The following is a 19,751-nucleotide window of genomic DNA, read 5'->3' as shown; positions in this document are numbered from 1 at the left end:
TGCTAATTAATTATTTCTGGTCGATCATTCAGTGCTGTGTCTGGAAATAAATAAGGGTATTTCCTGGTTTTTTTATCGAATAAAAAGGGCTGCTTCTGTTGGGGGACAGCCCTTTTTATTAACCGGGAAGGCAGTATCAGGAGTCTTTGGTTTTCAGCAATGGACTGATTACTGGCCAGATATTATTCAGCAATTGTGGCTGAGCTGCAGAGGTTGGATGAATGCCGTCAGCCTGCATTTTCTCTGCATCGGTGCCTATCCCTTCCAGAATAAAAGGCATCACAGGAATCTGGTACTCCTCTGCCAGATCCGGATAAGTTCTGGCAAAAGCCTGGGTATAACGGCGGCCATAGCTGGGGGGCAGCTGAATACCCAGCAAGACCGGTTTAGCATTATGTTGCTGGCTCAGCATAATCATCTGTTTCAGATTATGCTTAAATAAGTTCAGTGGCAGGCCTCTTAGTCCATCATTCCCTCCTAATTCAAGCAGAACCAGTTCCGGCTTATGCTGTCTGAGCAGAGAAGGTAAACGGGTCAGTCCACCTTGTGTGGTTTCGCCGCTAATGCTGGCGTTGACCACCTGCCAGGTCAGTCCTTGTTGTCTGAGGCGTTCCTGCAGCAGACTGACCCAGCCATCCTGAGCTGACATGCCATAGCCTGCACTGATACTGTCACCCAGTACCAGAATAACCGGTTGATGGTCGTCAGCATGACTGCTGGCCGGGGTCAGCAGAAACATAGTCGCTGTCAGTATGGCGAACCATCTGACAATTCGCCCGTATAAGCTTTTAAAACCGGACAGACCTGCAAAGAAATGACCAGGAGCCGGGATATAAGGATTCTGATTAACCATGAATGCTTCCGCGTCCGATGTTACGTTAAATTCTGTGATTCGTACTGAAAACCTCTGTCGCACGGTGACCGATGCTGATCAGCAGGCTTTGCATATCCTGAAGGGGATTGATTTTCAGATCAATGCTGGTGAGAGTGCAGCCATCCTGGGAAGTTCCGGAGCCGGTAAATCGACTCTGCTGGGACTACTGGCCGGACTGGATCAGAGTTCATCCGGTGAAATCTGGCTGAACAATCAGCCCATGAGTCAGTTAAGCGAAGAACAAAGAGCGCAGGCCCGGCAGCAGGTCGGGTTTGTTTTCCAGTCTTTTCAGCTGCTTGAGCACCTGACGGCACTGGAAAATGTCATGTTGCCGCTGGAACTGTCCGGCGATACGGATTACCAGGCCAAAGCCCGCAAATGGCTGGATAATGTAGGACTGAGCCACCGATTGAAACATTACCCTCGTCAGCTTTCCGGTGGTGAGCAGCAGAGGGTGGCCATTGCCCGTGCTTTTGCTGGTGATCCCGTAGTGCTGTTTGCCGATGAACCGACCGGCAACCTGGACAGTAATACTGGCCAGTCCATTATTGATCTGCTGTTCAGTCTGAATCGGGATCAGGGTACAACCCTGGTGCTGGTTACCCATGATGAAGCACTGGCTCAACGTTGTCAGCGTCGTTTCTATCTGCAGGATGGCAAACTCAACGAGCAGGTTCAGAACGATTCTGAGCCAGAGGACACCGCGACAGGAGGTTTGTTATGACAACAGCGGTATCTGAACGGAGTAAGCAAGGTAACAAAGTCCGGGTGTCTTCCTGGCAGATGGCGATGCGCTTGCTGGGGCGTGAATGGCGTTCCGGGGATCTGAACCTGCTGGCCTGGGCACTGATTCTGGCGGTCATGACCGTGGCGCTGACCGCGTTTCTGGCAGACCGTTTACAACGGGGCATGGAGCAGCAGGCTGCTCAGCTGATGGGAGGCGACCTGGTGTTACGCAGCCCCAGAGCCATTCCGGATGACTGGCTGGATAAAGCCAGAACAGAAGGACTGACCGTGGTGCCCACTATGGAGTTTCCCAGTATGGTGGCTTCGGATACCGGCTTTCAGCTCTCGGCTGTCAAAGCGGTATCTTCGGGTTATCCGTTAAAAGGTCAGCTTGGACTGGCCGCGTCTATGGAGGATCTGGCTCCTATAGACAGTGCGGGTCGTTTACCGGTCAGCGGTGAAGTCTGGGTAGAGCCTCGTCTGTTGTCTGCACTGAATGCTTCAGTTGGAGATGAGATCGAAATCGGACAGATGTTGTTTCGTATCCGGGAGCTGGTTGTTAAAGAGCCGGATCGCGGTGGCGGTTTTATGAGCTTTAACCCCAGAGCGCTGATTAATTTTACCGATGTACCGGCTACTCAGGTGGTACAACCGGGCAGTCGGGTCACCTTCCGTATACTGTTTGCCGGACAACCTGATCAGATAGACCGTTTCAAAGCCTGGCTGGAGCCTGAGCTGGAACCGGCCCATCGTTTACTGGATGTTCGCCAGGATCGGCCATCGGTTGGCACTGCACTGGATCGTGCGCAGCGTTATCTGCAGCTGACCAGTATTGGTGCGGTGATCTTATCTGGTGTGGCAGTAGCTATGGCTGCTGCTCGTTTTGCCCGTCGCCGTCAGGATACCGTGGCCGTGATGGCCAGCCTGGGGCATACCGCGCAATTAATGGGCGGTATTTATCAGCGCATGTTACTGGTACTGGGACTGATTGCCTCTTTGATGGGTGCTTGTCTGGGATATGTGCTGCAGGCATCAGGAATCAGTCTGATTGCTGATCTGTTGCCGGTATATCTGCCTCCGGCCAGTTGGCAGCCCTGGTTGCTGGCAACAGGTACGGGTCTGTTATTGCTGATGGGATTTGCCAGTGCGCCTCTGATGCAGCTGAAACAGGTGTCACCACTGCGGGTGTTCCGGCGTGATCTGGATATGGCAACGCCTTCGTCTGCTCTGGTCTATGGCCTGGCACTGGTGGCTCTGGTACTGCTGGTGTTCTGGTATTGCGGTGATCTGATGCTGACCCTGTGGCTGACACTGGGGCTGATTCTGGTGTTGGTGTTATCGGCTCTGATTACCCTGGGGTTGTTCCGGGTGCTGAAAGTAGTGGGACCTCGTTTACCGTCCAGACCCAGACTGGCGATTCGCAGCCTGTACAGCCATAAACAAACCGCTTTGCCCCAGGTGATGGCCTTTGGTCTGGTGTTGATGGTGGTGGCTCTGGTGGCACTGATCCGTAACGATCTTCTGGTCAGCTGGCAGCAACAGTTGCCTGACAGTGCGCCTAACCATTTTGCGATTAATATTCAGCCTTATGAAAAAGATCAGTTCGCTGCCACACTGGATAAAGCCGGGGTTGAGCGTTCGCCTCTGTACCCTATGGTTCGTGCCCGTCTGGAACTGATTAATGGTCGTCCTGCTCTGGAGATGGTGCCGGAAGAGAGCCGGGAATATAACGCCCTGCATCGGGAACTGAACCTGTCCTGGCGTAGTACTCTGCCGGACCAGAATGTTGTGATTGATGGGCAGTGGTGGGATAACGAATCCCTGATGACGCTGCCTGCCAGCAAACAAGCTGAGGGTCAGGGTGATCAGGCCGGTCAGACCATTATTCCTATGTCTCTGGAATCCGGTATGGCAGAGCACCTGGCGCTGGGCATGGGCGATCAGCTGACCTTTAATCTGGCGGGTTACAGAATCACCGGAGAGGTGGTCAATATCCGTCGTGTTAACTGGGATAATTTTCAGCCTAACTTTTATGTGCTGACCCCTCCTGGAGTACTGGAAACTCTGCCGCAAACCCTGTTAGCCAGTTTTTATCTGCCGGAAGGCAATCGTGATCTGGTTCCTGAGCTGGTGCGTCAGTTCCCGGCAGTTTCTTTGCTGGATATCGGCCAGATTCTGGCTCAGGTACGTCAGATCCTGGAGCAGGTGACTCTGGCGGTTGAAGTGATGCTGGGCTTCACTCTGTTATGTGGTCTGATTCTGCTGCTGGCGGCGGTCAGAAATAGTCTGGATGACCGATTGCGTGAAGGTGCGCTCTATCGCACATTAGGAGCATCCGGTGCTCAGATCCGACAAATTCAGATGATTGAGTTTGTCTTGCTGGGTGTACTGGCGGGCGGTCTGGCACTGATGGGGTCAGAGCTGACAGCGTCTTTGCTGTATCGTAACCTGTTCGAACTGGAGTACAGCCTGAGCCTGAGTCACTGGCTGGTGCTGCCGGTCAGTGGTGGCGTTATTATTACCCTGGCTGGTATGTGGGGAACGCGGCATGTGATTCAGCTGCCACCATTACAGGTGCTACGGGCAGGCTAGCATGTTGCGTTAATGCCAGCGTGTTATACCTGTGACCGGATGGAAGGTATCAGGATGCTGGCATTATGACGCGTCGGGATAAACTGAAACTCCGGTGACATCATGAGGCAATAACGCTGTGGTGGGTGCAGGAGTTCAGCAGAATATACTGCCCGTTCAGCTGGAGTATTTTTTGCATATTCCAGCATAATCAGCGGCCCGGTGTTCGCACTCGGGCCGTTTTTTTTATCAGTGCTGTTTTTTTGCATGGCCTGTTCCGGACAAGCAGTGCTGACCGATAAAAGATAACCAGACCGATACTGGCGATAAAAAAGATAAGAAGGATAACGAACAGACATGAGCGCAGAGGTACAGTCCCTGGCAGAATCTATTCTGCCCTTCAATGTTCATCCCAGAAGAGATGAGCTTTACAACGAGCTGCATGCCCGTCCTTTTCCTGTGGTACAGACACCGGCCCGTGTTTCCCGGCTGGCTGTGCTGCTATCAGAAGAAGAGAAGGAACAGGAATTTGCCCATCTGCAAAGCCTGTGTCAGCGCTATGGTGTGAATATGCCGGCCCAGGGCAGTAACTTCTATCAGGCTGATTTTGGTGGTTTTCAGTTCCGCTGTGGTCGTCATATGGAATTTGTGACTTATACCTTTATTCGTCCGGGAACCGGTGATCAGCCTTTTGACAGTACGGCACTGGAGCTGATTCCTCAGGACTGGCTTAAGCAGTTGCCGGGACAGGTGGTGGCGGCATTTCATGTCGAGATGCTGGATCCGGCGCAGCCGAAACTGACGCGGGAGCAGTTGAAAACCTGTTTTGAAGGACAACGGCTGGTGAACGGCCATCTGATGGATGGTGGTGCTTCTGTATGGAGCGCTTTTCGCCTGCATGGTGATGGTTTTGGCCGCTTTCTGGTGCATAACCGTGGTCTGAATAATAACCAGACAGGGCGTTTGTTACAGCGTCTGCTGGAGCTGGAAACCTACCGTCTGATGGGGCTGCTGGCGCTGCCGGAAGCTCGCCGTCTGAGCCCCGAACTACAGCAGATTGATCGCAAACTGGCCACGATTATTGCCAATGTTGCAGACCTGAAAGACCATGAAGATGAGCGCCGCATGCTGAAAGAGCTATCCATGATGGCGGCGATGGTTGAGCGCTGGCGTACTGATACTAACTATCGTTTCTCTGCTATGCGCGCTTATTATGCGCTGGTGATGAAGCGGATGGATGAGCTGAAAGAGCAGCAGGTGGAAAACTACTTTACCATCAGTTCCTTTCTTGAAAGGCGTCTGACCCCGGCTTATCACACCTGTGAGTCAGTCAGTGAACGTCTGGAAGATCTGGCGCGTCGTATTGAGCGAGCTGGCGATCTGTTGCAGACCCGTGTTGATCTGACTATTGAAGCTCAGAATCAGGATCTGCTGACCTCTATGGATCGTCGTGGCCGACTGCAGATGCGTTTACAGGAAACCGTTGAAGGCCTGTCCATAGCCGCGATCAGTTACTACACAATCAGTCTGGTTAAAATTATTCTGAATGCGTTATACAGCGCAGGTGTGCCGGTGAATAAAGATCTGGCTACCGGTATTGCGGTGCCGGTGGTGATTGCACTGGTCTGGTGGGTGACACACAGAATCAAGCAGGTCATTATGAATGCCAGTAAATCTGAGCTGGATGAATTGCAGAAGCGGCAGGGTAAAACAGAGGTTACGGATCACCTGAAAGATCCGGATCGCTGAGCAGGTCGTGTGATAACGGTTTTGTTGTTCAGGGGCAGTAGCTTCGATCTGGTATCAGGCAATACAGGATTTCTGAGGCCTGATATAATCGGACTAATTTACTCGGGATTATTCTGATCAGACTCATAGCCTTACTGGCTTATTTTGTGTGTGACAGAATATCCGGTCCTGTTGGATTTAGTGCGGAGCGAAAGAGCATCATGAGTGTACAGCAGACGATTGAACAGAAACTGGCCGATCAGTTATCACTGAGTTTTCTGTCGGTGGAAAATGAAAGTCATAAACACAGCCGGGGGGAGAACTCCCATTTTAAACTGACCCTGGTGTCTGATGCTTTCTCCGGTAAACGTCCGGTTCAGCGTCATCAGTCCGTATATGGCATTCTGGCAGACGAAATGGCCAATGGTGTACATGCCCTGGCAATCCATGCCTATACCGAAGAGGAGTGGCAGGGGCGTCAGCAGGAGGTGCCAGCGTCTCCGAACTGTCTGGGTGGCAGTAAACACGACCACTGACAGATGGTAACTCAGCAGGGCTGACAAGTTTTCGATATGGCCTTCCGTAATGGGATACTGAGCAGGTTCTGAGCTGCTCAGTATCTTTAAACCAGGCTAAGCACACCAGATTTGCAGGCGTATAATTTCTGATCAGTAATGGGGGGGGACTTCATTCGCCGGATCAAATGGCCGAATGTCATCATCCTGACTACGATGCTCCTGTACCTCCTTATACAATTGACGTATGCCCTCTTCCAGCCGCTGGATACGCTTATCCTGCTCGGCTACGATTTTATTTAAGGCTTCAATGGTGTCTTCCTGAAACGCCAGACGAATTTCTACCTCATCAACACGCATATCAGACATTATTAAACTCCCGACAGGTTATAGGGTTTCTGGCACTTCAAGTGCAGAACAGGCTCTGTATAATAGTTTACACAGCTCTGGCTCAGGGTGTTGATTTTACAACAGTTCAAGATGTTTTACCGAAAGCCTCGGGCCAACTGTGATGCTAATCGCCTGAAAATGGAATTCAGGTCGTTATCTCATTGTTTTCTGGATGATTTTAATAATAACTACAGGGTATGAGAGTGTAACTATGAGCAAAAATTCCTTTGTTCGTTGTGTGTTAATCAGCCTGGTAATGGCTGTGATAGGGCCCTTTGCTATTGATGCCGTCACACAGGCTGATATAACTCAGGAAAATTTTGTACAAGCCGCAGTGGTATTTTTTCTGACAACCTTCATTGGTACGGCAGCGCTGAACTATATGACACCTCAGCTGGCGAATATTACTAATGATGAAAATGATGATCGTGAAATGGGGACGGTGAAGTGGTTTAACGTCTCAAAAGGGTTTGGTTTTATTACCCGTGATTCAGGTGGTGATGTGTTTGTGCATTTCCGCTCAATTCGGGGAACTGGCCATCGTTCACTGGCTGAAGGGCAACGTGTGCGTTTTGCGATTATTCAGAGTGATAAAGGGTTACAGGCGGAAGATGTTACCGTTATTAGCTAATTGCTGAGTTGTTACCTGATATCTGATTATGCCCGGTTCTGACCGGGCATATTTATTTTTTGGTCGAAAAGAGGCTGGTACAGCGCTGTTTTAGTCTGGCCAGCTGATCTCACCCTCACCTTTTTTACTGATTTGCCACCACAGATCCATCGGCTGATCCGGTTCCCAGGAGCCTACAGAGCAGCGGATAGTGGTATTAAAATAAGCAAAAGCAGCCCGCGCACAATCAATGTCCGTCGCCCAGGGACTCTCAGGGCTGTCAAACCAGACACTCCAGTATTTGCCTGCGGCTTTTTCTACCACATTCACCGGGATCTCTTTGCCATCGGCATTGATGGTTTTATACAGCAAAGTGCGCTTATCCAGCCGAACCGGCTCTTCAACGCTGGCAAATACTTCGTTTAACCACTGAACGATCTGTTCTAATTCAGGATCATTAACGTAAATCTCAATATCAGGAAAGCGCGTCGTCATCTTTATCATCCAGAAATTTGATAATCCGGAACACACTCAGACCCAGATAGCCCAGCAGTGCCAGGCTGGCTCCGATACCTATCATGATCAGAGCCAGAAGAGCCATCAGCTCTTGCCGTAAAGGCTCCAGATGAGTGGCTCCTTCCGCCCACATCAGCATACCGGCACCGCCAAAAAAGATCAGGGTACCTATAACCACCCGGCGAAAATTCTGCGGGCTGTTTTCAGACATGCGGATCAGACGTTGTTTCAGTTTCATATTGTTGGCACTGTCGTGTATCAGATCTGAATCAGGTCAGAAGTCGGGTCAGAATACCCTGGTAAATGCCGGTCAGCTCATTCAGATCCTGAGCAGCGACATGCTCATTAACCTTGTGAATAGTGGCATTGCATGGCCCCAGTTCTACCACCTGAGTACCGGTTGGTGCAATAAAACGACCATCAGATGTGCCACCTGATGTTGATAATTCGGTATCAATACCGGTGGCTTCTTTAATCGACTGACGACAGGCTTCAACCAGAGCGCCTTCTTCGGTCAGGAACGGCAGGCCATTGATGGTCCAGTGAATGTCGTATTCCAGTTCATGCTTATCCAGGATTGCCTGAGTCCGTTCTTTCAGCATATCCGGTGTCTGCTCGGTAGAGAAACGAAAGTTGAACACCACTTCCACGTCTCCCGGAATAACATTGGTTGCCCCGGTTCCACCGTTGATGTTGGATATCTGGAAACTGGTGGCCGGGAAATAGTCATTACCATGATCCCAGTGTTCCGCAGATAATTCCGCCAGTGCAGGAGAAACCTGATGAATCGGGTTACGGGCCAGGTGTGGATAAGCAACGTGACCCTGGATGCCTTTCACAATCAGTTTACAACCCAGTGAACCCCGGCGACCATTTTTGATGATGTCACCGGTGTGGTTCGTGCTGGAAGGCTCGCCTACAATACACCAGGTCATTTTTTCATCACGAGCTTCCAGATGTTCAACTACTTTAACTGTACCGTTGACGGCCGGACCTTCTTCGTCAGATGTAATCAGAAAAGCAATAGAGCCTTTATGGTTCGGGTGCTCGGCAACAAACTGCTCACAGGCCACCACCATGGCCGCCAGACTACCTTTCATATCCGCCGCACCGCGGCCATACAGCATACCGTCTTCGGCAATACAGGGCTCAAATGGCAGGTGATCCCAGGCGGCTTCTGGTCCGGTTGGCACCACATCGGTATGACCGGCTAAACCCAGAACCGGTGCTTCTGTACCGCGACGTGCCCAGAAATTATCAACATTGCCAAAACGCAGGCGTTCAACAGTAAAACCTATGGCCTCCAGACGCTGAATCATCAGCTCCTGACACCCGGCATCTTCAGGCGTAACAGAACGACGGCTAATCAGATCAAAGGCCAGTTCCAGAGTAGGGGTAAGGGCATTGCCTGCGGACATGGAAGAATATCCTCATGATGGTATGAGCTGGAAAAACAGGGCCGAATATCATACCGGAAAGCTCGGCTTTAGTCCTGTACAAAATTTGATCAGAACGCGCTGAAAAGCGCGAATTCCGGGCAGTAATAAGTTATCAGCAACTTATCCACAGGCTGATGCAGCCTTTTTGTGGATACTTATTCTGTATTTTATCTCTGTATTTCCTATAAAAGAGCCTCATGTGATCTTTTTTCTGTCGGGCACTTCATTTTAATCTGACTTTGCAGAAGAGATAAAAAAGCCGGAAATAATCCCGGCAAAACGGCAGAACCGCACTTTAATCAATTTTACTGTGTCTGGCAGATGACTTTCAGCTTCAGAAGCGAGACACCGAGAAATAATGAGCAGGCATAAATCCCTGTTGACCTTTCACCAGAGAGAGCACGAGTTCTGCCGTGGCTGCAGCCTGAGTCAGCCCCAGGTGTTGATTGCCAAAGGCAAACAGAAGATTCGGGTAACCCGGATGCTGATCTATTACAGGTAAAGAATCCGGCAAAGTTGGCCGATGCCCCATCCATTTTTCATAGGAGGAGTCAGGTTTGTCAGCCAGCACGGGCAGTAACTGAAGCAAGTGATGTTTCAGCATGTTGAAACGCTGAGAACAAGGATCAGCTTCAAGCCCGCCAAGTTCTGTGACACCTACGGCTCTTAGCCCCGATGCGAGAGGTGTGATAACAAAACGTCGTTCTGCCGAACCTATGGCATGCTTAATGACTGCCTGCTGATCGGGCAGAGTGATATGGTAACCACGTTCCGCTTCCAGGGGGACATCCAGGCCGATGGGGCGCAGAAGCTTTTTACTCCATGCTCCGGTACAGATAATGGCGTTATCAAATACATTTTCTTTTACCCCGGTCTCTGTGCTGAGAGTGATAATATTAATTTTTCCGGGGGCAGGAGTAACCTGTTCAACCTGCTCACGGATAAAATGACCACCTTGTTGCAAGAATGCCTGAAATAATCTGTCGCATAACTGATATGGATCTCTGACTCTGCAAGCCTCAGGGTAATAAATGGCATGGCTCAGGCGTTTTCCCAGTTCAGGTTCAAGCGCTTGCAGTTTTTCACCTTCTGCATATTCACAGGCAACTCCTGAGTCCTGCATATATTTAATGTGATTCAGAGCTTGCTGTTTTTTTCGTTTATTCTCCCAGACCAGAAGATAGCCTGAGCGTACCAGTTCATCTTCTGCGCCGACAATACTCAGCAATCGCCGCCAGGCAGGTACCGATTCTTTATTAAGCCGGGTCAGTGCCTGACGGCTCAGATTGGCCTGATCCGGTTTCGCCGCGTTAATAAATCGTTTCAGCCAGGGCAATACTTTCAGCATGTGGCTGGCAGGTAAAAAGAGCGGTCCACGTGGGTTCAGCCATAGCCAGGGGGCTATTTTCAGTGTTGATATGGTCGCCAGAGGATCGATCAGTTCGGTCGCCAGATAACCTGCATTTCCGAAAGATGCCCCTTTGCTGGGTTGATTTTTATCGTAAAGCGTTACCTGGTATCCCTGTGCCTGCGCCTGAAGAGCGCAACACAAACCTATAATACCTGCACCGATAATGGCCATACTGTGTGAGCTGTTTTCTGATGGCCCTGCAGTGTCGGGTGAAGAAATATCTGAGCGATTGAGTGTCATATTTTTATCCGGCCATTAACGGTGCGTGCCTGTCCTGCTCTGCTTTACAGATCAGGCTTCTGTTTTTTCCATCATGTGATTCTGACGGTTTTCTGCTCTGGGGGAGAATAGTCCCAGCTGGGCATAGAAAATACCAATGACCGGAGATAACCAGCAGGCGAAAGCCAGAGGAGCATATAACAGGGCACTATAGTCACCTGAAGCGACACTGAGTCCCAGTGCTCCCATGACAAAAGCCCCTCCGGCATTCCATGGAATGAGTGGAGACACCAGAGTTCCCCCTTCTTCAATGGCACGAGAAAGGTTTAACCGGCTATAACCCACACGATCATATTCCGGGGCATACATACGTCCGGGTAATGCGATTGACAGGTAGACATCACCCGATACAGCATTCGTGGTAATTGACGTCAGGATGGCGTTAGTCTGCAGGCCTTTATAACTGCGTGTCAGGTGAGAGAGTTTACCCACAATAGCTTCAAGGCAGCGGGTACGTTCAAGTGCGCCGCCATAAGCCAGTGCAAACATCATCAGAGTGACCACCCAGGTCATGGAAGAGACTCCGCCTCTGTTTAGCAGACTGTTCAGAGCATCATTGTGGGTCTCAATACTGAATCCGGAGTGGGCAAAGGTCAGCAATTGATTCAGGTTATAATCGTAATTCACCCAGGCGACAACAGCCCCGGCAGCAAAGCCGGTAAATAATGCCGGGATAGGAGCGACTTTAAAAAAGGCCAGCGCCATAACGATAATCAGAGGTAATAACGGTAACAGTCCCAGCTCAAAGTGTTCAGCCAGTCCGTTTTTAAAATCTGTGATTTGTGCCAGCTGACTGTTTTCGGCAGCAGACCCTCCTATAAACAGATACAGAAGAAATGCGATCAGCATAGCCGGTATCGTTGTCGGCATCATATTGCGAATATGATCAAAGACATTGGTTTCTGTAACGGCTGCAGCCAGGTTTGTGGTATCTGATAATGGAGAGATTTTATCTCCGAAAAATGCCCCTGATACGACGGCTCCTGCCGTCCAGTACAAAGGCACATCAAAAGCTGTTCCTATCCCGACCAGTGCCAGACCAACGGTACCTACGGTTGTCCAGCTGGAGCCGATAGATAAAGAGACCACAGAACATAACAGCATGCAGGCAGCCAGAAACCAGCCTGGATTAATGACTTCAAGGCCATAGTAGATCAGTGTGGGAACTGTACCGCTGGCAATCCAGGTGCTTAACAGCATACCCACTACGATCAGGGTCGCAATGGAAGGCATAGCGACATGGATAACATGAAAAGCGCCCTGTTCAATGTCTTTCCAGCGATAGCCCTGGGACCAGCCCACAATTGCAGTGATGGCAAAACCAATCGCCAGAGCAATGTGAGGCGTAAAATCATCGTAATAAAAGATCTGAATACCCAGCAGTATAATGGTCGATATTATGGGGATCAGGGCGATACTGACAGAGGGCATGGTGATATCTGGAGACTTATTGTTCATCATTATTGATGCTCCATGAATGAATATTCATCTGTTATGTTTATTGTTATGTCATCCCCGGATTACCTGACTTAAATCGTTAATTAAGGTAATCCGGAGGGGTGGTTATCTGTTTTGTTGCAGATTTCTCTGGTAAGCGAGTATTGCTGCGGCCAGATCTTCTCTGGAGTCACCAACCGATTTAAAGACGGTAATACTTTGCTCAGGATCATCCAGAGCAGAGCGACCGGAATGACGGCCACTACAAAGCTCTGAAAACTCGGCCAGAATATGGTCTTCACTGATCACGCCATCTTTAATCGGGCTGATCAGATCTCCGGTTTCTGATAAGGCGCCAGCTCGGGTATCGACAAAGATATTGCCTCTGGTCATAACATCGTTATCGGCTTCTCTCATATCCGGAGTAAAGCTGCCAACAAGATCAAGATGAGTGCCAGGTTTTAACCATTGACCCTGAATAAGAGGGGTGGTTGCCATCGTTGCGCAGCTGATCAGATCAACGTCACTGGCGGCAGACCTCAGTTGGTCGTATAGGCATACTTCGGCATCAACGCCCTTCTCTTTCAGCTGGTTTACCAGAGCCTGAGCGCTGGCTTCGGCGCGATCCCAGACCAGCACTTTATCGATAGGTCTTACACTCATATGGGCGGGGATTAATCTTTGCCCCATTCGGCCAGCCCCCACCATCAGCATCGTACGGGTATCCTCTCTGGATAGGTAACGGGATGCCATTGCAGATGCTGCAGCTGTACGCCGGGCGGTAATCTCATTACCATCCAGTTGCGCTAAAGGACGACCACTTTTTCCACAGCTAAGTGTGTAATGGCTTGTTAGTCCGGGCAGACTGCGAGCGTTGTTTCCGGGAAACACATTGACCTGTTTAACTCCAAGATATTCCCCTTCGAGCCACGCAGGCATCAGCAGCAGTGTTGCATCGGGTTCTCCAGGAACCCTGACGGTGTGATGGTGCCGGACCGGTGCGCCGACCTGACGGATAAAAATATCTTCAAGGGCATCAATCAGAGCAGGCCAGGGAAGTAACTGGCAGACAGCATTGGCATCAATTTGCATTGTTAAATCTCGTTTTTTTATTTCCGTAGCATGTTAGCAAGCTGAAAAGGCATGTCTTTGTCGATAACTCTGAACTTGTTGACCCAGGCTCTGATTCTACCTGTGTTCAGGTAGTCTGGACGGTATTCAGAAAATAGTGATAGTCTGTTAAAGGGTGTCATTCTTGTGGTAAAAGCGCATTCTGTGCACGAAGTGATATCTGTTTCAGCAAAGTTATTCGCCTTTACTATTGGAACAACTCATGAATAGCGTGATTCGACGTAATCTGATTGCCAGTCAGAGCGGGCAGCATTGCCATCACTTTTCCCAGATTCTGATTGGCTGGAAAGGTGAAATGGCATGTGAGCTTACACGCGCGGGAGGACAGAATCTTTCATTGGGTTCGTTTGCAGTGGTGCCTGGTGATGAAGCTCATTTTTATCAAGGACTGAGTGAGGATTGCGAACTTCTTGTCATGGATATTCCCCATGCAGACCCTCTGGTCACTGCCATTGAGCAGAGTTCTGATATATCCATCTATCAGGAATGGTTGAGCAAACCGGGCTTTTCTATGATTTCTCCTGATACAGTGGCTTTACTGAAGTTTACATCGTTACGAATTGCACAGTATCGCTCTGTTTCTGCAGCGCTTAACTGTCAGTTACTGCCTTTATTGCTGCTGCAATTATGCGAACAGGACGGAAACCGGATTGATATTCTGGCTAATAGCTCTGGATTCAGAATTGATGTTCAGCGTCTGAACGCTTTTCTCGATGCCCACATGAACAATCCTCCTGATAATCAGCAACTGGCGGATCTTTTCTATCTGAGTCAGAGTCATTTTTACAGTCTGTTCAATCTGCAGTTTGGCATGTCTCCTCAGAAGTATGTGATGAACAGACGCCTCGAGAAAGCCCGCTTGCTTATACAGACAACGCAACTATCACAAATGACGATTGCTGAAGAACTGGGCTTTTCCGATGCATCCAGTTTATCCCGAGCATATAAAAAGCTTTTTGGTCAGACTCCTGGACAGACCCGTCGAATGATCAGGCAATAGTGCTCAGGGTGTGGCTGGTTACATTTCTGGCTAACAGGCATCTCACCCTGAGTCTATCCGACGTTACTGGCTGACCTTAAAACCTGATATCAGATGCGCCAGTTTGTGGGCCATATTTCTCACCTCCTGGGTGGATACTTCAGTATTAGAGGCAATTCTGGTGGTATTCTCCAGGGTGGCAGACAGACGTTCCATATTTTCTGTAATATCGCTGGCCATATGAGATTGCAGTTCAACGGAATGAGCCACCTGAGTATTCATACTGGCGATCTGATCAATAATGTCTTCAATGACAGACAACGCTTCGTCGGTTTCCTGAGAGCGGAGAACCGTGTCATTAACCATATCGGAGCTTTCCTCAATAGCATGTACTGTGGTTTTAGTGCGTTGTTGAAGGTCGAGTATGATTTCCTGGATTTCGGTGGTTGAGTCCTGTGTTTTCTGGGCGAGCATACGCACTTCATCAGCAACCACGGCAAAGCCTCGTCCCTGCTCTCCGGCACGGGCTGCTTCAATGGCCGCATTCAGTGCCAGCAGATTAGTCTGTTCTGAGATACTCTGAATAACTTCAACGACGGAGCCTATCTCTATGCTCTTCTGCTCCAGCTCTTTGATGGTCTGCATCGAATTATTCAGATTACTGGCCAGCTCATTAATGGACTCCACCGTCTGACGAACGCTGTTTTTGCCTTTCTGGATCTCTGTTTTCCCTTCGACAGATTTCTGAGCTGATTCGGAGGCATGGGATACTACGTCCTGAATTCTGGCATTCATGTCAATGACTGCACTGGTGACCTGATTGGTCATACCCTGCTGGTGGCGTACTGTCTCTGCGTTTTCTCTGGCAGCTTCAGAGCCTTTCACTGCGCTGGAGGTGAGTTGCTTATTGGCTTCTATGATGCCACTGATCAGTTTTTTCAGGTTGGCTGACATTGAGCAAACGGAGCGATAGATACCGGTATCCTTCTGACTGGTTGCCAGATCCAGGGCCAGATTACCCTCTGCTATGGATTGAGTAATCGCAGCAATTCTGGAGGGTTCTCCACCGATAGGAGTTCTGATGACCTTTGTCATATACCAGGCGATCAGAATCCCGGCCAGTGTTGCCAGGATGGCCATGATACTGACTGTCGCCAAAGCCTGTTCTGTATCTGACTGAAGCGTAGGGCCAAGGGTATCCTGCTCCCGCTTAACCGAGAGTTTCACCTGCTCAATTTTGTCTGCGACAACCGGCCCAATCCTATTCAGAGTGTTATTAATCAGATCATTACGTTGTGTGATGATTGTCTGAACATCGCTGAATGCCTGTGTATAAATCTGATACTGTTGTTGCAGTTCTGCCAGCAGCTGACGACGCTCAGGGTTCTGTAATGCCTGATCCAGTTGTCTGATGGCAGGTGGAAGCTTTTCCAATAATTCCTTTTTAGCTTTGCTGGCATCTTCAGTTTTATTGGTGAGCAGATATTGAGTGACGTATAAGCGTCCCTGTAATGCAGATTCCTGAGCAAGCCCTGCCAGGTAGGCGGCTGAGGCATCATCATCACGATAGGCTGAGTGCATAATATCCGTCAGAGAGACCCGCATGGCTAATCCTGCCGGGTCTAAACGGGACGACACCACTTTATTTCTTTCCCGGAATAAAGAGACAACGTCTGAAAAAGCGGATTCGTAGGTCTGGACTTCCTGGCTGGCTTCTCTGATCAACGCGGCTCGTTCAGGTTTCTGAATCTCGACTCTTGCCTGTTCCAGAAACTGCTCCATTTTATTTTTCCGGGTTTCAAAGGTTTCCAGAGCACTGTCTGAGCGGGTATTAATAAATCCCAGCACAGCCAGTCGCATCGATAACATATTGGCCTGTACTCGTCCGGCAAGATTGGTATCTCGGGCAAGCTCCCGGTATTCAGTGAAGCCCTGATAGGTACTTTTCAGGCCCATGAAGGAGATCATAGAAATAATAACCAGAAGTGAAACGACCAGACCAAAGCCTGCTCCCAGTTGTGTCCGTAGTTTCATTGTTTTTATCATAATCAGCCTCAGACAAACTTCCGACTCCATTTGTCGGTATAGCTTGTTCTGTAATGGGAGAAGAAGAAATCCATACGCTTTTAAATACTGTAGTTAAAGACTCGGAAATATGCTGGATCAGCAGGGCTTTTTCAGAAAAAAGTCGGGCGAGTATAAAGTCGTGCATAGCGACTGTTAGCTGTATAAAAAATGATCAAATCAGGCAAAGGCGCATTAAGTAAGGGAGTCAAAAAGTTATCTGCAACTTATCCACAATCTGATGCAATATCTCTGTGGAAACTTTCATTGTAATGTCTGCAAACTGTCTTTCTTCTTTCATCAGAATGCCAAACTTTCTTACATCTGGCTGGTCTGTATTACTTTGCCCGACAGCATAAAGTCGTTACCATAGTTTTCTGGTTGAGTTTTTTTCTTTATTAATCAGATAATTAGAATGATTTACTTGTTTTAAGGCAGATCTGGTCAACCAAATTCAGGCTGGCTTTTATTATTATTTAATGACTGTAATAGCTACCTCAGAGATAACGCCATGTTAACAACTGACAGACTGATTCTCAGACAGTGGACAGAAGATGATTTTGCGCCTTTTTATCGAATGTGCAGTGATCCGGATGTGATGGAATTTTTCCCTTCGCGGCTGACAGAAGAGGAAAGTGATGCCATGGCCCGAAAAATTCAGTCGCTTATTCAGGAGCGGGACTGGGGCTTCTGGGCAGTAGAACTCAGGGGGCTGGATAAGTTTATCGGTTTTACAGGTCTGCATATGCCAAAGGCTAATCTGCCTTTTGCTCCTTGCGTTGAGGTGGGCTGGAGACTGGCGAAAGAGCACTGGAATAGAGGTTATGCCACAGAAGCTGCGACGGCGGCACTGCACTATGCTTTTGAACAGCTGGTTCTGGATGAAGTGGTATCTTTTACCGCTCAGACGAATCAGCGTTCACAGGCTGTTATGGAAAAACTGGGCATGAGTAATACCGGGGAGAATTTTATGCACCCGGATGTCCCGGACGACAGCACGTTACGAGAGCATGTGTTATACCGGATTACCCGGTCAGAATGGCAGGAAAAATACACCAGCCATTTTGAATAATGCTGAGCGAAATCGTCTTTTCCTGAAGAAGCATCTGATACTGGTCAGGAGACAGGAGCTGTCTCCCTATTGTGTTGTCATGATGCCTGACTCAGGTGTTGGTAATATGATCAGGCCCTGGCAGGACACACGGTACTCAGACACTTCAGGTGATACAGGCGGACATTCGGATCTGCGAAAAATCCAATTTCCCACGGGTTTTTATCAATAAAGGCAGATTTTACCGGTTGATAAATCAGATGATCGACTGGCACTTCATAGGCTTCAGCGGCGATCAGCACATAATTCCAGTCAATGGCATTTTCAAAGGTGAAGCTGGCTCGTTCATCAATTGCAAAGTAGCAGCGGTTGTCTTTTTGCAGTTGCTGAACTTTAAAGGTTGATGGAAAGGAGATGATAAAAATATCGTCTTCGGAGGTGGAAAGAAAAGCCATCGCTGTGGTGTGAGGTTGTTCTGGTGTGCGGGTGACCAGAACGCCTATTTTATTATCGTGCTCTTCGTGATTCAGCTCTGGCATATCGGTCAGAGGGGTAACCGGCAGAGCTTTCACAGGTCGCCCGTCAGGTGGAAAACCATAATCCGGCTGGCGCTCGGCCAGCACTTCAGACATACCATGTACCAGACTGAAATCCCGAACAGCGATGTGTACTGTATATTCGTTTTCTGTTGCTGTCACCAGCCCCTTATAAGAGGTTCGGTAAACCCTGAGATCCGCATCAAACTCATCTACGCCGGTACGGTTATCCAGGTGCAGAGTCAGATAATCCCCGGTTTTCAGCTGATGCCCGCCTGGCATATAAAAGGACAGGCTGTTATCGCTGTACAGGCTGGCCTGGCCAATATAAAGCACCAGATTATCTCCCTGGTAACTGGCGGCGACAGCAATGGCCGGACTACCAATGACCTGGGGCAGGTTATCGGGTTTGATATCCATGAATAACTCCTCTTCAAACCGGGAACGACCCTGATGCGCGGGTATCGGTGATATTAAACCCCACACTCGCGTTGATTGTTTAATGCCTTTCAGGTGAACATCATAACATTCCGTATAGGAATACTGCTCTCTGGCATGGCTTTTTACTTCATCAGATATCAGCAGCGTACACTGATAGGTTTTACATAAGGCTTCGATCCGGGCGGCCCGATTGACACTGGGGCCCAGAGCGGTAAAACTCTGGTCATTCTTGCTACCGAAATAGCCGGTCAGTGATGACCCGAAATCAATCCCTATGCCTATCTTAAACAGGTAATCAAACGACTCCAGAAAGTACTGGTTCAGCTGCTCCAGCGCCAGTTGCATCTGTTGTGCAGCCTGAAGCGCATCATCGCAGGGATGAGTTTGTCTGGACTTATCCAGTCCGAACAGCACCATCATGCCATCTCCCAGCAACTTATCCACGTAACCGCCATAATGCTGTACCACATCGGTCATGGCATTAAAGTAACGATTCAGCATATGGGTAATATCATAAGGCAGGTGCTGCTGACTGAATTCAGTGAAATTGCGGATGTCGGTAAACATAATCGCAAGATCCTGACTTTCTGCACTGGGTGTCAGGCCGTTTTCCAGCGCTGATCTGATATCAAAATTATCCCGAACCAGACGGCGGATACTGACAGGCCCTCGGGGAATCGTCTGGCAGGCCAGACGAATATAAGAGGGCAGATTCTTACTCTGACGAATCAGGTTTTCAGCTGCTGTTTCCGGGGAGCAATGCTCCAGTCCATCTTCGACAATGACCCGGCAGGTTGAGCATAAGCCTTTTCCTCCGCACTCATGCACATGGGGAATCTCATTTTTCAGAGCCTGGCACAGCAGAGTCTCTCCGGGTGTAGCAAGAAAAGATTTTTCATTAATAAAGTTCAGCTGAAAGTCAGGAAAACGGCTTTCAGGCAGTTTTTTGTCAGACATAACAACCTGAGCCTGCGGTCAGAAAATTCTGGTTTAAGCCCTGATAAACTATCCGATCACCGGCATAAGGTTGATCAGAGCAGTGGGTACAAACGA

17 protein-coding genes are annotated in these 19,751 nt (G+C 49.2%); 7 read left to right on the top strand and 10 right to left on the bottom strand.

Annotated features, from left to right (window positions below):
• Positions 1 to 136 precede the first annotated feature (136 nt).
• Positions 137 to 853, bottom strand: coding sequence for an arylesterase (locus tag H4O21_RS00595; RefSeq protein WP_255487070.1), 717 nt, complete (start codon positions 851 to 853; stop codon positions 137 to 139).
• Here H4O21_RS00595 and H4O21_RS00590 point away from each other — a divergent pair.
• The 4 genes from H4O21_RS00590 to H4O21_RS00575 all read left to right on the top strand — a co-directional run bounded on the left by H4O21_RS00590 (position 852) and on the right by H4O21_RS00575 (position 6,435).
• The gene (locus H4O21_RS00590) at positions 852 to 1,598 is read left to right on the top strand and encodes an ABC transporter ATP-binding protein (protein ID WP_182806871.1); all 747 of its coding nucleotides are present in this window, start codon (positions 852 to 854) and stop codon (positions 1,596 to 1,598) included. The two genes, H4O21_RS00595 and H4O21_RS00590, sit on opposite strands and share 2 nt — an antisense overlap.
• The gene (locus tag H4O21_RS00585) at positions 1,595 to 4,192 is read left to right on the top strand and encodes an ABC transporter permease (RefSeq protein ID WP_182806870.1); all 2,598 of its coding nucleotides are present in this window, start codon (positions 1,595 to 1,597) and stop codon (positions 4,190 to 4,192) included. Before H4O21_RS00590 ends, H4O21_RS00585 begins: the two co-directional genes overlap by 4 nt.
• Before the next feature lie 336 nt (positions 4,193 to 4,528).
• Positions 4,529 to 5,920 carry a DUF3422 family protein gene (locus tag H4O21_RS00580; RefSeq protein WP_182806869.1) on the top strand — a complete coding sequence of 464 codons (1,392 nt, stop codon included), beginning with the start codon at positions 4,529 to 4,531 and terminating at the stop codon, positions 5,918 to 5,920.
• Between the two features lie 200 nt (positions 5,921 to 6,120).
• The gene (locus tag H4O21_RS00575; protein WP_182806868.1) at positions 6,121 to 6,435 is read left to right on the top strand and encodes a BolA family protein; all 315 of its coding nucleotides are present in this window, start codon (positions 6,121 to 6,123) and stop codon (positions 6,433 to 6,435) included.
• A 132-nt stretch (positions 6,436 to 6,567) separates the two neighbouring features.
• On the opposite strand, the gene H4O21_RS00570 is transcribed toward H4O21_RS00575, so the two are convergent.
• Positions 6,568 to 6,783 carry a SlyX family protein gene (locus tag H4O21_RS00570; protein WP_182806867.1) on the bottom strand — a complete coding sequence of 72 codons (216 nt, stop codon included), beginning with the start codon at positions 6,781 to 6,783 and terminating at the stop codon, positions 6,568 to 6,570.
• Positions 6,784 to 7,015: 232 nt separating this feature from the next.
• Between H4O21_RS00570 and H4O21_RS26065 the strand changes: the two genes are divergently transcribed.
• A complete protein-coding gene (locus H4O21_RS26065; RefSeq protein WP_182806866.1) occupies positions 7,016 to 7,435 on the top strand; it encodes a cold-shock protein in 420 nt (139 codons plus the stop codon).
• Between the two features lie 90 nt (positions 7,436 to 7,525).
• Here the strand turns inward: H4O21_RS26065 and H4O21_RS00560 are convergent, their stop codons facing one another.
• The 6 genes from H4O21_RS00560 to lhpI all read right to left on the bottom strand — a co-directional run bounded on the left by H4O21_RS00560 (position 7,526) and on the right by lhpI (position 13,588).
• On the bottom strand, positions 7,526 to 7,909 hold the full coding sequence (locus H4O21_RS00560) for a hypothetical protein (protein ID WP_182806865.1): 384 nt from the start codon (positions 7,907 to 7,909) through the stop codon (positions 7,526 to 7,528).
• Entirely contained in the window at positions 7,890 to 8,168 is a 279-nt protein-coding gene (locus H4O21_RS00555) for a hypothetical protein (RefSeq protein WP_182806864.1), read from the bottom strand. The genes H4O21_RS00560 and H4O21_RS00555 overlap by 20 nt, the downstream gene beginning before the upstream one ends.
• 31 nt (positions 8,169 to 8,199) lie before the next feature.
• Positions 8,200 to 9,348 carry a succinyl-diaminopimelate desuccinylase gene (gene dapE / locus H4O21_RS00550; protein WP_182806863.1) on the bottom strand — a complete coding sequence of 383 codons (1,149 nt, stop codon included), beginning with the start codon at positions 9,346 to 9,348 and terminating at the stop codon, positions 8,200 to 8,202.
• Between the two features lie 355 nt (positions 9,349 to 9,703).
• Positions 9,704 to 11,020: an NAD(P)/FAD-dependent oxidoreductase gene (locus H4O21_RS00545; RefSeq protein ID WP_182806862.1), complete on the bottom strand. Its 1,317-nt coding sequence runs from the start codon at positions 11,018 to 11,020 to the stop codon at positions 9,704 to 9,706.
• A 51-nt stretch (positions 11,021 to 11,071) separates the two neighbouring features.
• Positions 11,072 to 12,517 (bottom strand): Na+/H+ antiporter NhaC, encoded by a 1,446-nt coding sequence (nhaC, locus tag H4O21_RS00540; protein ID WP_182807092.1) that lies wholly within the window; start codon positions 12,515 to 12,517, stop codon positions 11,072 to 11,074.
• Between the two features lie 105 nt (positions 12,518 to 12,622).
• Positions 12,623 to 13,588: a bifunctional Delta(1)-pyrroline-2-carboxylate/Delta(1)-piperideine-2-carboxylate reductase gene (gene lhpI / locus H4O21_RS00535; RefSeq protein WP_182806861.1), complete on the bottom strand. Its 966-nt coding sequence runs from the start codon at positions 13,586 to 13,588 to the stop codon at positions 12,623 to 12,625.
• Between the two features lie 241 nt (positions 13,589 to 13,829).
• Between lhpI and H4O21_RS00530 the strand changes: the two genes are divergently transcribed.
• Positions 13,830 to 14,627, top strand: a complete 798-nt coding sequence (locus H4O21_RS00530) for an AraC family transcriptional regulator (protein ID WP_182806860.1) — start codon at positions 13,830 to 13,832, stop codon at positions 14,625 to 14,627.
• 63 nt (positions 14,628 to 14,690) lie between these two features.
• Here the strand turns inward: H4O21_RS00530 and H4O21_RS00525 are convergent, their stop codons facing one another.
• Entirely contained in the window at positions 14,691 to 16,652 is a 1,962-nt protein-coding gene (locus tag H4O21_RS00525; protein WP_182806859.1) for a methyl-accepting chemotaxis protein, read from the bottom strand.
• 529 nt (positions 16,653 to 17,181) lie between these two features.
• On the opposite strand from H4O21_RS00525, the gene H4O21_RS00520 reads away from it, so the two are divergent.
• Positions 17,182 to 17,742 carry a GNAT family N-acetyltransferase gene (locus tag H4O21_RS00520; protein WP_182806858.1) on the top strand — a complete coding sequence of 187 codons (561 nt, stop codon included), beginning with the start codon at positions 17,182 to 17,184 and terminating at the stop codon, positions 17,740 to 17,742.
• Between the two features lie 110 nt (positions 17,743 to 17,852).
• Here the strand turns inward: H4O21_RS00520 and H4O21_RS00515 are convergent, their stop codons facing one another.
• On the bottom strand, positions 17,853 to 19,655 hold the full coding sequence (locus tag H4O21_RS00515) for an adenylate/guanylate cyclase domain-containing protein (RefSeq protein WP_182806857.1): 1,803 nt from the start codon (positions 19,653 to 19,655) through the stop codon (positions 17,853 to 17,855).
• Positions 19,656 to 19,751: the final 96 nt, after the last annotated feature.

Origin of the sequence: Oceanospirillum sediminis, assembly GCF_014164585.1 — a bacterium.
GTDB lineage: Bacteria > Pseudomonadota > Gammaproteobacteria > Pseudomonadales > Halomonadaceae > Oceanospirillum > Oceanospirillum sediminis.
The sequence above is the reverse complement of the archived record's forward strand: the minus strand, read 5'-3'. Positions and strand labels throughout refer to the sequence as shown.

What these genes read in the sequence shown, in the direction of transcription:
- nhaC (WP_182807092.1), bottom strand. Translation starts at nt 12,517, where the DNA reads ATGAACAATAAGTCTCCAGATATCACCATGCCCTCTGTCAGTATCGCC.
- H4O21_RS00575 (WP_182806868.1), top strand. Translation starts at nt 6,121, where the DNA reads ATGAGTGTACAGCAGACGATTGAACAGAAACTGGCCGATCAGTTATCA.
- H4O21_RS00555 (WP_182806864.1), bottom strand. Translation starts at nt 8,168, where the DNA reads ATGAAACTGAAACAACGTCTGATCCGCATGTCTGAAAACAGCCCGCAG.
- dapE (WP_182806863.1), bottom strand. Translation starts at nt 9,348, where the DNA reads ATGTCCGCAGGCAATGCCCTTACCCCTACTCTGGAACTGGCCTTTGAT.
- H4O21_RS00560 (WP_182806865.1), bottom strand. Translation starts at nt 7,909, where the DNA reads ATGACGACGCGCTTTCCTGATATTGAGATTTACGTTAATGATCCTGAA.
- H4O21_RS00530 (WP_182806860.1), top strand. Translation starts at nt 13,830, where the DNA reads ATGAATAGCGTGATTCGACGTAATCTGATTGCCAGTCAGAGCGGGCAG.
- H4O21_RS00515 (WP_182806857.1), bottom strand. Translation starts at nt 19,655, where the DNA reads ATGTCTGACAAAAAACTGCCTGAAAGCCGTTTTCCTGACTTTCAGCTG.
- H4O21_RS26065 (WP_182806866.1), top strand. Translation starts at nt 7,016, where the DNA reads ATGAGCAAAAATTCCTTTGTTCGTTGTGTGTTAATCAGCCTGGTAATG.
- H4O21_RS00545 (WP_182806862.1), bottom strand. Translation starts at nt 11,020, where the DNA reads ATGACACTCAATCGCTCAGATATTTCTTCACCCGACACTGCAGGGCCA.
- H4O21_RS00580 (WP_182806869.1), top strand. Translation starts at nt 4,529, where the DNA reads ATGAGCGCAGAGGTACAGTCCCTGGCAGAATCTATTCTGCCCTTCAAT.
- H4O21_RS00590 (WP_182806871.1), top strand. Translation starts at nt 852, where the DNA reads ATGAATGCTTCCGCGTCCGATGTTACGTTAAATTCTGTGATTCGTACT.
- H4O21_RS00595 (WP_255487070.1), bottom strand. Translation starts at nt 853, where the DNA reads ATGGTTAATCAGAATCCTTATATCCCGGCTCCTGGTCATTTCTTTGCA.
- H4O21_RS00585 (WP_182806870.1), top strand. Translation starts at nt 1,595, where the DNA reads ATGACAACAGCGGTATCTGAACGGAGTAAGCAAGGTAACAAAGTCCGG.
- lhpI (WP_182806861.1), bottom strand. Translation starts at nt 13,588, where the DNA reads ATGCAAATTGATGCCAATGCTGTCTGCCAGTTACTTCCCTGGCCTGCT.
- H4O21_RS00520 (WP_182806858.1), top strand. Translation starts at nt 17,182, where the DNA reads ATGTTAACAACTGACAGACTGATTCTCAGACAGTGGACAGAAGATGAT.
- H4O21_RS00570 (WP_182806867.1), bottom strand. Translation starts at nt 6,783, where the DNA reads ATGTCTGATATGCGTGTTGATGAGGTAGAAATTCGTCTGGCGTTTCAG.
- H4O21_RS00525 (WP_182806859.1), bottom strand. Translation starts at nt 16,652, where the DNA reads ATGATAAAAACAATGAAACTACGGACACAACTGGGAGCAGGCTTTGGT.